Origin of the sequence: Azospirillum sp. SYSU D00513 (assembly GCF_017356015.1) — a bacterium.
Taxonomy (GTDB): Bacteria; Pseudomonadota; Alphaproteobacteria; order Azospirillales; family Azospirillaceae; genus Azospirillum.
Map to the genome: position 1 here is coordinate 256115 of NZ_JAFIQV010000001.1, position 13511 is coordinate 269625.

A 13511-nucleotide genomic window follows, 5' to 3' on the forward strand; every position below is an offset into this window, starting at 1 on the left:
GACGGAGACACGCCTCCCATGAGCGAACTGCACGCGCCGAAGCCGGAAGAAGCAACGCCGGAGGGCGACTTAAGGGCCGCCCCGGACTCCGCCTCCGCCGAGGGGCCGCTGCTGCGGCCGGGCGACACCTGCTGGCGGGTCGAGCGGGCGCAGCGCATCGCCTTCCTGGTGGACGGGGACGCCTTCTTCCGTGCGGTGCGCGGCGCCCTGCATCGCGCGCGCCACTCCGTCCTGATCGTCGGCTGGGACATCGACCCGCGCATGCGGCTGACCCCGGACGATCCCGAGACGCTGGGCCAGATGCTGGCGCGGCTGACGGCGGAAAGGCCGGCCTTGCGCATCCACGCGCTGCGCTGGAACATGCCCTTCCCCATCATGCTGGAGCATCCGCACGGCCCCTTCGAGAGGCTGGACCGGGAGACCGGCCCGCGCCTCGCCCTGCGGCTCGACGACGAGCTGCCGATCGGCGCCGCCCAGCACCAGAAGCTCGTCGTGGTGGACGACGCCCTGGCCTTCTGCGGCGGCATCGACCTCGCCGGCGACCGCTGGGACACGCCGGAACACCGCGACCACGATCCGCGCCGCCGCTGGCCGACCGGCGACCCCTACGCGCCGCGTCACGACGTGATGATGGCGGTGGACGGCCCGGCCGCCCGCGCCGTCGGCGATCTCGCGCGCGACCGCTGGCTGCGCGCCACGGGAGAAATCCTGCCCCCCGCCCCCCCAGGCGCCGATCCCTGGCCGGAGGAGGCGGTCCCCGACCTGCACGCACCCGGCGCGGGGGTGCGCGTCGGCATCGCCCGGACCCTGCCGGGCAAGCCCGATGCCGCCGACCCGCTCGACCAGCCGGTGCGCGAGAGCGAGGCGCTCTACTTCGCGGCCATCGAGGCGGCCCGGAAGGTCATCTACGTCGAGAACCAGTATTTCGCCTCGGCCCGCATCGCCGAGGCGCTGGCCCGCCGGCTCGCCGAGCCGGACGGGCCGGAGGTGGTCGTCGTGCTGTCCCAGGAAAGCCCGAGCTGGTTCGACCGCATGGCCATGGACACGCCGCGCGCGGTGGTGCTGCGCCAGCTCCAGGACTGCAACCATCATGGCCGGCTGCGCACCCTGACGCCCCTGACCGAGGAGGGGGCGAGCGTCATCGTCCATTCCAAGGTCATGGTGGTGGACGACTGGTTCCTGCGCATCGGCTCCTCCAACCTGAACAACCGCTCCATGGGCTACGACACGGAGTGCGACCTGGGGCTGGAAGCGGATGCCGGCGACGAGAGGGCGCGCGCCGCCATCCCCGCCTTCCGCGACCGGCTGCTGGCCGAGCATATGGGAGTGGAGCCGGAGGCGCTGGCGCGGGCCATCGCCGAGGAGGGCAGCCTCGTCGCCGCCCTCGACCGGCTGGCAAAGCCGAGCGGCCGCCGCCTCGCCCCGCTGCCGGAAGCGGACCCGAGCCTCACCGAGCAGGCCTTCGCCGCCCTGCGCATCGCCGACCCCGACCGGCCGGAGGAGGCCTGGGCGGTCTGGAAGCGCGTCCAGCTCGACCGAAAGCCGGACCCCTCGCTGGTCCGCGCGGCGGGTGCGGCCCTGCTGACCACGGGCATCGTCGCGGGCGCCTTCATGCTGGCCCGCCTGCTCGCCGCCCCCGTCCCGCCGCGCAAGCCGCGCCGCTCCGTGCGGGCGGATGCTGTGGACACCGGCGACGGGGAGTCCAAGCCGCGCGTGCGCGTGCGGGCACGGGCCGGCACGCGGGTGGGCGCCGGGGAGTGATCTCCCGAGGGGCTATGGCTTGCATAGGTTCCGCACAGCGGTAAGCCCCTGAAGAGACGGAACTTTTCCGTCATCCCCGCGTCCGCGGGGATGACGGGGGAAGGGTGGTCGGGAAGCTTGCTTCAGTCGGTCAGGCGTGAAAGTTAGCGCTTATGCGCTTTCGCGGGGGTGACGGTTAAGTGGTCGCTTGCTCAGGCAATGCCCGGTTGTGAGGTATCTGCAAGCAAGCTCCAAGGAGGCGACAAATGCTCCGTTCGCCCCGCCAGCGGAACGCCGCGAATTGACACAGGCCTCACCTGGCTTTTGGTAAATTGCGGTTAACCATGAAAGCCTAGCCTGCGCCGTCTCACCTGAACGGCAACCGGCATCCTCATGGAAACCCTCACCACCCGCGGCCTCGCCGCCGGGATCACGCGGCTGTACGGCACCTTCTGGACCCACACGGCGGGCTGCCGCCCGCTGGTGCTGCTGTTCCTGTCCATGCTGTTCGTGGCGCAGGCGCTGCGGCTCGCCATCCCCTACTTCTTCGGAGAGGCGGTGAACGCGTTGCAGGACAGCGCCGCGCAGGACCTCCCGACGGCCGGCTGGTACGTCGCCGCCATGATGGCGGCGGCACTCGCGGCCTGGGTGCTGCACGGGCCGGGGCGGGTGATGGAGCGCTTCACCGCACTGGCCGTGCGCGGGCGCTTCGCCGACGCGCTCTACGCGCGGCTGATGACGCTGCCGCTCGCCTGGCATGACCGCAACCATTCCGGCGGCACGGTTCAGCGCATCAACAAGGCGACGGACGCGCTGTTCGGCTTCTCGCAGAACCAGTTCATCTATCTTCAGAACCTGATCAACCTCGTCGGTCCCATCGCGGCACTGTTCTTCATCTCGGCGGGCACGGGCGGAGCGGCTCTGGCCGGCTACACGCTGGTGGCCTTCCTCCTGGTGCATTTCGACCGGACCATGGTCCGGCTCCTGCGCGAGGAGCACGGCCGGCACCGCCGCTACGTCTCGGTCCTGTCGGACTGCGTCGGCAACGTCTCGACCGTGCTGACCCTGCGCCTCCAAGCGGCGACCCGGCGTGTGCTGGGCGAACGGCTCGACCATCTGTTCGAGCCCCTGCGCTGCCACATCGTGGTGAACGAGGCGAAATGGTGCGCCATCGACCTGCTGAACAACGCGCTGCGTTGCGGGCTGGTGGTGCTCTACGCCTGGCTCGCCTGGCGCGAGGGCGGGCTGGTGCCGCTCGGCACCGCCGTCATGGTGCACCAGTATTCGCAGCAGATCGGCACGGTCGTCACCTCCATGGCGACGCACTGGCAGGAGCTGGTCCGCTTCCAGGCCGACGTCGGGGAGGCCGACGCCATCCTGGATGCCGCACCCCGCGCCGGGGCCGGGGCCGCCGTCCCGGCGGACTGGCGGGAGATCCGGGTCGAGGATCTGTCCTTCCACCACGCCGCGGCCGGCGGCGACCGGCGCAAGATCCCCTCGCTGGACGGCGTCTCGCTGACCCTGCGGCGCGGCCAGCGCGTCGCCCTGATCGGCGAGAGCGGGTCGGGCAAGAGCACGCTGCTGCGCGTGCTGGCCGGGCTCTACGCGGCCGACCGGGTGCGGATCGCCGTGGACGGAGTCGCCATGCCGGAGCTGGCCGACCTCGGCTCGGCCGCGACGCTGGTCCCGCAGGAGCCGCAGATCTTCGACAGCAGCGTGCGGCAGAACATCACCATGGGCATCGCCTACCCCGACGGGGAGCTGGTGCGCGCCTGCCGCCTCGCCCAGCTCGGCCCGGTGCTGGAGACGCTGCCCTCCGGGCTCGACACCCCCATCGCGGAGGGCGGCGTGAACCTGTCGGGCGGGCAGCGCCAGAGGCTGGCGCTGGCGCGCGGCATCCTCGCCTCCCGCGATTCCGGCCTCGTCATGCTGGACGAGCCAACCAGCAGCGTCGATCCGGCGACGGAACTGCGCATCTACGACGCGCTGCTCGCCGAGTTCGGGGAAGCCTGCGTGGTCTCCGCCATCCACCGCCTGCACCTGCTGCGGCACTTCGACCTCGTGGTGCTGATGGAACGCGGGCGTGTGGTGGACAGCGGCGGCATGGACGAGCTTCTGGCCCGCCAGCCCCTGTTCCGCGCGATGTGGAGCAACTACCACGGTGCCCATCACGGCCTGCATGGGGGCGCCGTCACGGCGGCGGAGTGACCCCCGGACAATGAAAAAGGGTGGCGGAGCGCCGAGGCGCGCCGCCACCCTTTTTCGCCTTTACGCCCGTCAGGCTCAGTAACGGTTTTCCGCCACCGTCCCCGGCTCGGAGATGACGATCTCCACGCGGCGGTTCTGCTGGCGGCCCGCGTCGGTCGAGTTGGAGGCCACGGGCTGGGCCGAGCCGAAGCCCTGCGTCACGATGCGGTTCGGCTGGACCCCGGCCAGCACCAGTGCGTCGCGCACGGACTGGGCGCGGCGCTCCGACAGGGCGAGGTTGGTCGCCGAGGAGCCGGTGGAGTCGGTGTAGCCCTCGATCCGGATCGTGCGGTTCGGGTTCTGCTGCATGAACTGGGCGAGGCGGTCGATGCGCTGCTGCGCGCCCGGCGACAGCTCGGCCCGGCCGGTGGCGAAGAGCACGTCGCCCAGCGTCATGACGAGGCCGCGCTCGGTCCGCTGCGCCTGAAGCTCGCGGAGCTGCTGCTCCAGCTGGACGTTGCGCGCCTGGAGGCGGTAGGTGTCGGCGTTGGAGACGACGGTCTGCGCGCCCTTCAGCTCGGCCGTGTCGCGGGCGACCTGCACCCGGCCGGCGGCCAGCGCCGCAAGATGGTCCACCTCGGCGGTGGCGCCCTCCTCAGCCTGGAGCGCCTCGGCGCGGCGCAGGGTTTCCTCGGCGCGGCGCAGCTCCAGCGGCGCGTTGCCGGCGACCTGCGGGTCGCTCGCCGCGACAGCGTAGGCTTGGCGCGCCTGGGTCAGCGCGGTGCTGGTGGTCGGGCCGGCGCAGCCGGCCAGGGCGGCGGACAGCAGGCCGAGCGCCACGGCCCCGCGGTACAGCGGCTTCCTCATGGCTGCACCCCCTGGTAGCCACGGTTCGAGTTCCAGCTCGTGGAGCCGGCGGGGGCCGGCTGGACAGGCATCGGCGCCGCGTAAGGCGAGGCGGAGGTGCCGCCCATCGAGCCGCCCATGGAGCCACTCATCGAACCGCCGGACGAGCCGCTGCCCATCGTGCTTCCGTAGGAGGACGCCGTCCCGCCGTAAGAGGGCGCCATGCTGGAACCGCTCATCGTGCTGGCCGGACCGGTCTGGCGCACGGCGGAGGCGGCTTCCTGGGTCACCGCGGCCTGGGCGCGCACGGTGGCCAGTTCGGCCTCGACCTGGGCCTGCTCGGCGAGGCGCCGTGCGCGCTCGTTCTCCTCGTCGCGCACGGCGGCCTGCGCGGCGGCCAGCTTGTCGCGCGCCGACTGAAGCTCGACGGGGGCGTACTGAAGGGCACCGGCACGTTCGGCGGCCATCACGGCCTCGCTGGAGGCGCCGAGCTGCGCGGTCGGGGCCGGGGTGCCGGCACAGGCGGCGAGACCGAACACCGCCGCGAGGGCGAGCGTGCGCGGTCCCGGGGCCAGGGGACGAAGGGGCATCATGGCTGGACGATTCCCTTTGGTTGGTGGGTTACGACATTCGTTTACAGCCCAGAGGGCCGGTTGCCTGCCCAACCGGGCATCTGCCGGAATGGTTCCCAGCCGACACCGTCCCCGGGCTTGATCATGGCCGCCTCACCCAGCGGTTCGCCGTACCCTCCGCCCGGCCCGGCGAAGAGCAGCCGGTCGAAGGACCCCGGCGCCGGCGGCGCCCAGTCCTGCCGCATCCGCGCCACCAGCCATGGCGCCACGCGCTTCTCCCCGGCCTCGGCGCGGGCCAGCAGGCGCCGCACCAGAACCTCGTCCGGCGTGTCGAAGACGATCCCCACCCGCTCCCACCCCTCCGGCAGGCGGCCGAGGATGCGGCGCCGCGCCTTCTCCGTCAGGTTGGTGTTGTCCACCACGAGATGGACGCCCAACGCGACGGCCTCGGCCAAGCGGCGGCGGAACTCCTTGTCGGCGGGCCTGGAGAAGGCGCGCCACGCCTCGTGGTAGGCGACGCCGTTTGCCGCCGCCATCTCCTCCAGCACGTCGTCGCGCGCCACCGCGCGGGCGGCGCCGCGTTCCGCGACGAAACGCCGGCGCCAGCGCGTCTTGCCGCTGCCCGGCAGCCCGATCAGCACATGAACGGTCGGCATCCGGGCACCTCCCCGGCCGGCGCCGCGGGACGATGCCCCGGCGGCGCTGTTTCCCACAGTGAGACGGCCCAAACGGGACACGCCAAGGAGGACGACATGGACGAACGAAACACGCCGGACAAGGCCGAGGGCAACGACACGCCGGCCCCCGGCCCGAATTCCGGGATTCAGGTGCCGCAGAACGGCATCGAGCAGTCGCTGCGCGAAGCCGCCGAACGGCTCAAGAGCGACGAGTCGAAGAGCGGGGACCTGCCGCCCGCCCACTGAAGTCTTTCTTTTGGAAGGGCTTTCCCCGGGGCGGAACCGCTCATGAAAAAAGCCCTTCTCCCCCGCCGGGGAGAAGGGCTTTCGCTTGGCCTCAGGGCTGTCCCGCCGTCAGAGACCGGAGACCGAGACGGCTTCCATTCCCTTCTCGCCCTGGCGGACGGACATGCGCACCCGCTGGCCATCGTCCAGGCCGGACAGGCCGGAGCGCTCCAGGGCGCGGACATGCACGAACACGTCGCGGCCGCCGTCGTCCGGCGCGATGAAGCCGAAGCCCTTGGTGGCGTTGAACCACTTCACCGTGCCCTCGATCTCCTTGGTCGGACCGGCATCGGCACCACGGCGCGGCGCCGCGCCGAAGCCGCCGCGATCACCCCCACGGTCGTTGCCACGGTCCCCATAGCCGCGGTCCTCGCGGCCGCCGAACCCACGGTCGCCGCCACGGTCATTGCCCCGATCCCCGAAGCCACGCGCGCCGAAACCGCCACGGTCCCCGAACCCGCGGTCACCGCCGCGATCGGCGTAATTGCGCTCGCCGCCACGGTCGCCCTGGCCCCGGTCGTCGCGCCCGCCGAAGCCGCGCTCCGCGCGCTGGCGCGGCGGGGCGGCGGTGGAGGTGTCCACCGAATGCAGTGTGCCGACCTGGTTGCCCTTGCGGCCCTCGATGATGTCCACGACGACGGTGGCGCCGTCCGGAAGGCTGTCATGCCCCGCCGCGCCGACGATGGAGCCGGGAATGAGGGCGTCGGGCGAGCCGTCCACCGGCTGGACGAAGCCGAAGCCTCGGTTGGTGTCGAACCACTTCACCCGCGCCTGGACCTGGGTGGCGAGGACGTTGGGCTGACGGTAAACATGGGAACGGGGCGTGTCACGGTTCATGGGAACGCTGGACTCCAGAACAAAAAGGCGGCGCCCGCATCGGCGGGCCCGCCCCAGAAATCGCCCGTTGCCGGACCCAAGACAAGAGATGTTTCAATGAAAGCGGCCCGGTTTCGTGGATCCCATCCCTTTTTGCAACCGCCTCGCTCGCGCCTGCGTTACGCGCCGCCGGCCCCTACAGCCGGTCCGGCACGGGTGGCCGTTCGGTCGGCGGGACGGGGATGGGAGCCGGCGGCTCCTCGATGGGCGGACGGGCCGGATCGCCCGGCACCTCCTCCGGGTCCATGTCGGGGTCCATTCCGGGCGGCATCGTCGGCGTCTCCACCGGCGGGACCGGCGGATAGGGGCTCATGCCGCGCGGGCTTTCCCAGGTGATATCCGGCGCCATCAGCCGCCTCCCGCCCCACCGGGCATCCGGCGCGACAGGTTCAGCGCGCGTTCGAGGTTGCCGAGGCACTGCGCCTCGTCGCCGCGCTGGGCGGCCTCGCGCGCGGCGGTGACGAGGGAATCCACCTGCGCGGTCTGGGCGGCACTCGCCATGGCGTCGCCGGTGGCGCCCCCGCCGCCTGTCGCGCCGCTGTCGGCACCGATGCCGGGTGCCGTGGGCATGTTGCTGGTGCCGGCGGCCGGCGGCTCGATCACCGGACCGGCGGCCGCACCATCGGCCATGGCCGGGGGCGCGATCACGCCGCCGGAATCGGCGAGGCTTTCGGAGGTGACGGCGCCCGAGCCGCCGTCTGCGGAGGGCTGGCCGCCCGGACCGGAGGAGCCGGCCGTGCCCTCGGGCACGCCTTCCAGCGCCGAGGGCGGCATGGTCGGCGGAGGGCTGGCCGAGAGATCGTGGTTCGCGGCGAACCGCTCGATCAGTTCGGCGCAGGATTGCGCCGAGGCCGGGGCCGCGGCGAGAAGCACCGCCAGCCCGGCCGCCAGTGCCGGGCCAGCGCCCTTGCCGGCCCAAGAACTCTTCGATGCCATCGCGTGAAGCCTCCTCCCGGTTGAACCGCGCGCGGGCGGCGCGATTTCCTGTCCTGGTTTCAACGGATGGCGGCGGCGGCGGTTCCCGCCGGCCACCCTCCGGGCGGCGGTCGACCCCGGTTCGGCGGCGGCGTTTTTGGGGCCACGCTGCGCAAGGGGGATGCCTTTTCGCGCCTTCCGGCTGTTTAAGGCGGCGAAGCGAACCGAGCGATCGCGCGCACAAGGCGGCGATCGCCCCCAGAAAAGGCGAGCACGGACCCGACGATGAACAGCATGACGCCGTCCCCCCAGGCGCCCTCGCCTGAACACGAGCACAGCCAGGGCAACGCCACCGTCACACCGGAGGCCGAAGCCTTCTACACCGAGGGGCTGAAGCTCCTGAAGGAGTCGCAGATCCCCTTCCTGCTCGGCGGCACCTACGCCGTCAGCGCCTACACGGGCATCTGCCGGCCGACCAAGGACATCGACATCTTCTGCCGGGGCGGCGATTTCCTGCGGGTGCTGACCTTCTTCCAGGACCGCGGCTTCGAGACGGAGATCGAGGACGAGCGCTGGATCGGCAAGGTCAAGCACGGGCCGCATTTCTTCGACGTGATCTTCAACTCGGCCGTGGCGATCAACCCGGTGAACGACCGCTGGTTCGAGGAGTCGCACCACGCCATCGTCTGCGGCATCGACGTGCAGCTCATTCCGCCGACGGAGATCGTCTTCTCCAAGTCCTTCGTGCAGATGCGCCACAAGTACGACGGGCCGGACGTCGCGCACCTGATCCTCAAGCAGCACCAGCACATCGACTGGAAGCGCCTGCTCGCGCACATGGAGCAGTATTGGGAAGTGCTGCTGATGCAGGTCCTGAACTTCCGCTTCATCTACCCGACCGAGCGCGACTGCATTCCCGAATGGCTGATGCAGGAGTTGCTGGATCGGCTGTCGGAGCGCGCCAAGCTGCCGCTGCCGCAGACCCGCATCTGCCGCGGCCGGCTGTTCTCGCGCGAGGATTACCTGATCGACGTGGCCGAATGGGGCTTCGCCGACGTGGTGGGCGAGGAAGGGCGGAGCCGCTGAAGGCGGGCGCGGGCATGACAATCGAAGGAAGGATACATGGCTGACGAGACGCTGACCGTCGCCGCCATCGGCGACATCCATGTGGGGGAGACCTCCGTCAACCCCTACCGCGAGCTGTTCCGGGAGATCGCCGACCGCGCGGACGTGCTGGTGCTGGCCGGGGATCTGACCAACCACGGCAAGCCGGCGGAGGCCGAGATCCTGGCGCAGGACCTGATCGGCATCGGCATGCCGGTGGTCGCCGTGCTCGGCAACCACGACCATGAATGCGGCCCCACCGAGGACATGCAGCGCATCCTGGAGCAGGCCGGCGTCCGCTTCCTCGACGGCACGCCCCAGGTGATCAAGGGCGTCGGCTTCGCCGGGGTGAAGGGCTTCGGCGGCGGCTTCGAGAACATGATGCTGGACGCCTTCGGCGAGTCCGCCATCAAGCAGTTCGTCCACGAGGCGGTGAACGAGGCCATGCATCTGGAGAGCGCGCTCCGCCAGCTTGACGCCGAACGGGTCCTGGCCGTGCTGCATTACGCCCCCATCGCCGCGACGATCGAAGGCGAGCCGAAGGAGATCTACCCGTTCCTCGGCTCCTCCCGCCTGGCGGAGACCATCGACCGCTTCCCCAACGTCCGGGCCGTCGTGCACGGCCACGCCCATCACGGCTTCTACGCGGGCCGGACGCCGCGCGGCACCCCGGTCTACAACGTCGCCAAGACCATCGAGAAGGAGTCCGGCCGCCCCTACGCCCTGCTCCAGATCTGACGCCCCTCGCACCGGCGGGACCGGCTCTCTCCGCCGGGCCTGCTCCTCCGCCGGGCACTCTGCAAGCGTGTCCGCCGGCCTTCCATTTCATCCCTGAAACCGAACGCCTCCAGGTGTCCGCTCTGCAACAAAGTATTAACCCCTGAGGTTTACAACCAGAAAGGAGATATGTAAAACCTCATAGCTCGATCAGCAGAGCACGGCGGAGAGCGGACAGACATGGCACAGGCGGCAGGTTTCAGCGACGCCCAGGCTTCCAGCGTGCGCGGATTGACCAGGATCTATGAATGGTCGCTCTACGGATTGTTCGCTCTGCTGCCGGCGGCGGTGATCGGCTACCTGCATTTCTACCAGGATCCGGGCCTTAAATTCGCCGACCACGGCTTCCACGAGGTCGCCATCGGGCTTTCGATCCTGCTGTCGAGCTTCGTCGCCTATGTGACCTTCCGTTGCTACGGCAGCTCGGGCGAGCCGTTCCTGAAATGGCTGGCGCTGGCCTTCATCGGCTTCGCCATCGTCTACGCGCCGCACGGAATCCTGACGCGCGCGTCGCACCACAACATGTTCCTGTTCCTGCTGTACGGCCCGGCCTCGCGGCTGGTCATGGCGGCCTTCCTGTTCCGGGGCCTGCTCGAGTATGGCAAGCCCGCCCACGCCGAGGCGGAGCGCGGCCGCTCCTGGCTGTCCTGGATCGCCGGGCTGCTGGTCGTGGACGTGCTGGTCTTCGCGGTCGCCATGTCCCCCATCGCCAGCCACCCGGCGGTGCGGCTCAGCATGGAATACGGCGCGCTGGGGCTCGGGCTCGCCGGCATCGCCATGATGCTGGCCCGGCGCATCCGCTCGCCGCTGATGACCTTCTACATCCTCGCGGTCGCCTGCTTCGTGCAGTCCTCGGCCGCTTTCGTCATCGCCAAGCCCTGGAACCATCTCTGGTGGATCGCCCACGCGATCTTCGCGGGCGGCTTCTTTCTGCTGAGCTTCGGCGTCGTGCGCGCCTTCCACACCACCCGCTCCTTCAGCGGCGTCTACAGCCAGGAGGAGATGATGGAGCATCTCGCCACGGCCAAGACGGCGGCGGAGGAGTCGCTGGAGCAGCTCCGGACCATGCAGGCCTCGCTGATCGAGGCGGAGAAGATGGCGGCGCTGGGCGGGCTGGTGGCCGGCGTAGCGCATGAGATCAACACGCCCGTGGGCATCATCCTGACGGCCGCCTCGCATCTGGAGGCGGAGACCGGCAAGGTGTCGGCCCGCTACGCCGACGGCGAGCTCAGCGGTGACGAGCTGGAGGGCTATTTCGACAGTGCCCAGCAGGCCGCCCGCCTGCTGCTGGTGAACAGCCAACGCGCCGCCGACCTGATCCAGAGCTTCAAGCGCGTCGCGGTGGACCAGACCGCCAACGACCGCCGGGTCTTCGACCTGAAGGACTATCTGGACGAGATCCTGCTGAGCCTGCGCCCCAACCTGCGCCGGACGCCCCACGCCATCACCGTCGATTGCCCGGCCGGGCTGATCGTGGACAGCACGCCGGGTGCGCTGTCCCACTGCGTCACCAACCTGATCGCCAACTCGCTCATCCACGCCTACGAGGAGGGGACGACGGGCAACCTGCGCATCGCGGTGACCCAGCCCGAGCCGGGCACGGTCGAGCTGGTCTACAGCGACGACGGCAAGGGCATCCCCGCCGAGCACCAGCCCCGCGTCTTCGAGCCCTTCTTCACGACCCGGCGCAGCGCCGGCGGCTCGGGCCTCGGGCTGCACGTCGTCTACAACGCGGTCGTCACCTCGTTGAAGGGGACCATCCAGCTCAGGAGCGAGGAAGGCCGGGGTGCCGCCTTCACCCTGCGCTTCCCCAGGAGCCTCGGCCCGAGGACGGCGGCGGAGTCCGCGCCGGCCCTGGTCCAGGCCGCACAGTAAGGACGGAGGCGGCGATGGTTTCCCTGGAACGGAGTGCCGATGCGATGGAAACGGCCCTGGCCTCGAACGCGAATGCCGCCCCGGCGGCACCGGCACGCAAGCCACTGAAGCTGGCGGGCCCGGCGCGCGGCGGCGCCGGGCGTGGCAGCCCGTCGGGCGCGCGCTACGACGAGAGCCCCTGGACCATCCTGGTCGTCGACGACGAGCCGGAGGTTCACGCCATGACCCGGCTCGTCCTGTCCAAGCTGCGCTTCCGCGAGCGCGGCGTGCAGATCCTCAGCGCCCATTCCGCCGCCGAGGCGCGCGGCATCCTGGCGATGCGCCCGGACGTCGCCGTCATCCTGCTCGACGTCGTGATGGAGACGGACGACGCCGGCCTGAAGTTCGCCCGGGAGATCCGGGAGGACATGCGCAACGAGGCCGTCCGCATCGTGCTGCGGACCGGCCAGCCGGGTCAGGCGCCGGAAGAGGACGTGATCGTCTCCTACGACATCAACGACTACAAGGCGAAGACCGAGCTGACCGCCCAGAAGCTCTTCACCACGGTGGTCACGGCGCTGCGCTCCTACGGGCACATCCGCGCGCTGGAGGCCAACCGCCAGGGTCTGGAGCGCATCATCGACAGCTCGTCGGAGCTGCTGACCCTGCATTCCATGCGGGAGTTCGCGACCGGCGTGCTGACCCAGCTCAGCGCCTTCCTGGGCTGCGCGCCCAACGGCATCCTCTGCGCCCGCAACACAGGAACCGAGGCGGGCGCCGCCCTGCGGGTGCTGGCCGCCATCGGCGATTTCGAATGCTGCCTCGGCGCCGACGGCGGCCGGGACGGGGATGGGCCGCTGTCCCCCGCTGTCAGCGCGCTGGTCTCCCGCGCCCTGGAAAGCCGGGCCACCCATTTCGACGAGCACCACACCGTGCTCTACATCCCCAGCCGCGACGGCGAGGGGACGGCCGTGCTGATCTGCTCGCCGGAGACGCTGACCAACGTGGACCGCCAGCTCCTGGAGCTGTTCGCCTCGAAGATCTCCATCGGCTTCGAGAACGTCATGCTCTACGACCGCATGGAAGAGTTGGTCGCCAAGCGGACGCGCGAGCTGGAGCACGCCAACCGCGAGCTGGAGCGGCTGGTCACGCTCGACCCGCTGACCGGCGCCCGCAACCGCCGCTGCCTCATGGAGCGCGCCGCGGGGGAAATGGCCCGCGCGCAGCGCCAGGGCCGCGCCTTCTCCGTGCTCGCCATCGACCTCGACCATTTCAAGGACATCAACGACGCCCACGGCCACGCCGCGGGCGACACCGTGCTGAAGTGCTTCGTGAAGCGCGCCTCGGCGATCCTCCGGCCCTCGGACCTGATCGGGCGCACCGGTGGGGAGGAGTTCGTGATTTTGCTGCCGGAAGCGTCCCGTGACGACGCGCTCGCCATCGCCGAGCGGATCCGCGCCGCCCTGGCCACCATGCCGGTCCAGACGGGCGAAGGGCCGGTCACCGTGACCGCCAGCTTCGGCATCGCCGTCTTCGGCGCCGACGGCACCAGCCCGGAGCAGCTCATGAACCGCGCCGACCGCCGCCTCTACGTCGCCAAGCACGCCGGCCGCAACCAGGTGGTCGCCATGGACGACGCCTTCGCGGCTTGAAGCCGGGGGGATTTCGGACCGTTTCC

The 13511-nt window shown here is 70.7% G+C and carries 13 protein-coding genes; 7 read left to right on the forward strand and 6 right to left on the reverse strand.

Annotated features, from left to right (window positions below):
- Positions 1-18: 18 nt before the first annotated feature.
- Both JUB11_RS01170 and JUB11_RS01175 read left to right on the forward strand, forming a co-directional pair.
- A complete protein-coding gene (locus tag JUB11_RS01170; protein WP_207455433.1) occupies positions 19-1761 on the forward strand; it encodes a phospholipase D-like domain-containing protein in 1743 nt (580 codons plus the stop codon).
- Between the two features lie 372 nt (positions 1762-2133).
- Positions 2134-3948: an ABC transporter ATP-binding protein gene (locus JUB11_RS01175; RefSeq protein ID WP_207455434.1), complete on the forward strand. Its 1815-nt coding sequence runs from the start codon at positions 2134-2136 to the stop codon at positions 3946-3948.
- A 75-nt stretch (positions 3949-4023) separates the two neighbouring features.
- Here the strand turns inward: JUB11_RS01175 and JUB11_RS01180 are convergent, their stop codons facing one another.
- Genes JUB11_RS01180 through JUB11_RS01190 form a run of 3 tightly spaced genes read right to left on the reverse strand, consistent with a single transcriptional unit; the run spans position 4024 to position 6001 of the window.
- Positions 4024-4794 (reverse strand): OmpA family protein, encoded by a 771-nt coding sequence (locus tag JUB11_RS01180; protein ID WP_207455435.1) that lies wholly within the window; start codon positions 4792-4794, stop codon positions 4024-4026.
- Positions 4791-5366 (reverse strand): DUF4398 domain-containing protein, encoded by a 576-nt coding sequence (locus JUB11_RS01185; RefSeq protein WP_247886757.1) that lies wholly within the window; start codon positions 5364-5366, stop codon positions 4791-4793. Before JUB11_RS01185 ends, JUB11_RS01180 begins: the two co-directional genes overlap by 4 nt.
- A 41-nt stretch (positions 5367-5407) precedes the next feature.
- Positions 5408-6001: an ATP-binding protein gene (locus tag JUB11_RS01190; RefSeq protein WP_207455436.1), complete on the reverse strand. Its 594-nt coding sequence runs from the start codon at positions 5999-6001 to the stop codon at positions 5408-5410.
- 96 nt (positions 6002-6097) lie between these two features.
- Between JUB11_RS01190 and JUB11_RS01195 the strand changes: the two genes are divergently transcribed.
- Positions 6098-6268: a hypothetical protein gene (locus JUB11_RS01195; RefSeq protein WP_207455437.1), complete on the forward strand. Its 171-nt coding sequence runs from the start codon at positions 6098-6100 to the stop codon at positions 6266-6268.
- Between the two features lie 108 nt (positions 6269-6376).
- Here JUB11_RS01195 and JUB11_RS01200 read toward each other — a convergent pair whose 3' ends face one another.
- The 3 genes from JUB11_RS01200 to JUB11_RS01210 all read right to left on the reverse strand — a co-directional run bounded on the left by JUB11_RS01200 (position 6377) and on the right by JUB11_RS01210 (position 8119).
- Entirely contained in the window at positions 6377-7144 is a 768-nt protein-coding gene (locus tag JUB11_RS01200) for a cold-shock protein (protein WP_207455438.1), read from the reverse strand.
- 175 nt (positions 7145-7319) lie between these two features.
- On the reverse strand, positions 7320-7532 hold the full coding sequence (locus tag JUB11_RS01205; protein WP_207455439.1) for a hypothetical protein: 213 nt from the start codon (positions 7530-7532) through the stop codon (positions 7320-7322).
- Positions 7532-8119 carry a hypothetical protein gene (locus JUB11_RS01210; protein WP_207455441.1) on the reverse strand — a complete coding sequence of 196 codons (588 nt, stop codon included), beginning with the start codon at positions 8117-8119 and terminating at the stop codon, positions 7532-7534. The genes JUB11_RS01205 and JUB11_RS01210 overlap by 1 nt, the downstream gene beginning before the upstream one ends.
- A 273-nt stretch (positions 8120-8392) precedes the next feature.
- On the opposite strand from JUB11_RS01210, the gene JUB11_RS01215 reads away from it, so the two are divergent.
- From JUB11_RS01215 to JUB11_RS01230, 4 genes are all read left to right on the forward strand, one after another.
- A complete protein-coding gene (locus tag JUB11_RS01215) occupies positions 8393-9184 on the forward strand; it encodes a nucleotidyltransferase family protein (RefSeq protein WP_207455443.1) in 792 nt (263 codons plus the stop codon).
- Between the two features lie 36 nt (positions 9185-9220).
- Positions 9221-9940, forward strand: coding sequence for a metallophosphoesterase (locus tag JUB11_RS01220; protein WP_207455445.1), 720 nt, complete (start codon positions 9221-9223; stop codon positions 9938-9940).
- Between the two features lie 219 nt (positions 9941-10159).
- Positions 10160-11854, forward strand: a complete 1695-nt coding sequence (locus tag JUB11_RS01225; protein WP_207455447.1) for a HAMP domain-containing sensor histidine kinase — start codon at positions 10160-10162, stop codon at positions 11852-11854.
- A gap of 14 nt (positions 11855-11868) precedes the next feature.
- The gene (locus tag JUB11_RS01230; RefSeq protein WP_207455449.1) at positions 11869-13485 is read left to right on the forward strand and encodes a diguanylate cyclase; all 1617 of its coding nucleotides are present in this window, start codon (positions 11869-11871) and stop codon (positions 13483-13485) included.
- The last annotated feature ends 26 nt before the right edge of the window (positions 13486-13511 follow it).

Bases quoted from the DNA above. Each gene is read 5' to 3' on its own strand.
- JUB11_RS01200 (WP_207455438.1), bottom strand. From the start codon at position 7,144: ATGAACCGTGACACGCCCCGTTCCCATGTTTACCGTCAGCCCAACGTC.
- JUB11_RS01190 (WP_207455436.1), bottom strand. From the start codon at position 6,001: ATGCCGACCGTTCATGTGCTGATCGGGCTGCCGGGCAGCGGCAAGACG.
- JUB11_RS01210 (WP_207455441.1), bottom strand. From the start codon at position 8,119: ATGGCATCGAAGAGTTCTTGGGCCGGCAAGGGCGCTGGCCCGGCACTG.
- JUB11_RS01195 (WP_207455437.1), top strand. From the start codon at position 6,098: ATGGACGAACGAAACACGCCGGACAAGGCCGAGGGCAACGACACGCCG.
- JUB11_RS01185 (WP_247886757.1), bottom strand. From the start codon at position 5,366: ATGATGCCCCTTCGTCCCCTGGCCCCGGGACCGCGCACGCTCGCCCTC.
- JUB11_RS01170 (WP_207455433.1), top strand. From the start codon at position 19: ATGAGCGAACTGCACGCGCCGAAGCCGGAAGAAGCAACGCCGGAGGGC.
- JUB11_RS01225 (WP_207455447.1), top strand. From the start codon at position 10,160: ATGGCACAGGCGGCAGGTTTCAGCGACGCCCAGGCTTCCAGCGTGCGC.
- JUB11_RS01175 (WP_207455434.1), top strand. From the start codon at position 2,134: ATGGAAACCCTCACCACCCGCGGCCTCGCCGCCGGGATCACGCGGCTG.
- JUB11_RS01180 (WP_207455435.1), bottom strand. From the start codon at position 4,794: ATGAGGAAGCCGCTGTACCGCGGGGCCGTGGCGCTCGGCCTGCTGTCC.
- JUB11_RS01215 (WP_207455443.1), top strand. From the start codon at position 8,393: ATGACGCCGTCCCCCCAGGCGCCCTCGCCTGAACACGAGCACAGCCAG.
- JUB11_RS01230 (WP_207455449.1), top strand. From the start codon at position 11,869: ATGGTTTCCCTGGAACGGAGTGCCGATGCGATGGAAACGGCCCTGGCC.
- JUB11_RS01205 (WP_207455439.1), bottom strand. From the start codon at position 7,532: ATGGCGCCGGATATCACCTGGGAAAGCCCGCGCGGCATGAGCCCCTAT.
- JUB11_RS01220 (WP_207455445.1), top strand. From the start codon at position 9,221: ATGGCTGACGAGACGCTGACCGTCGCCGCCATCGGCGACATCCATGTG.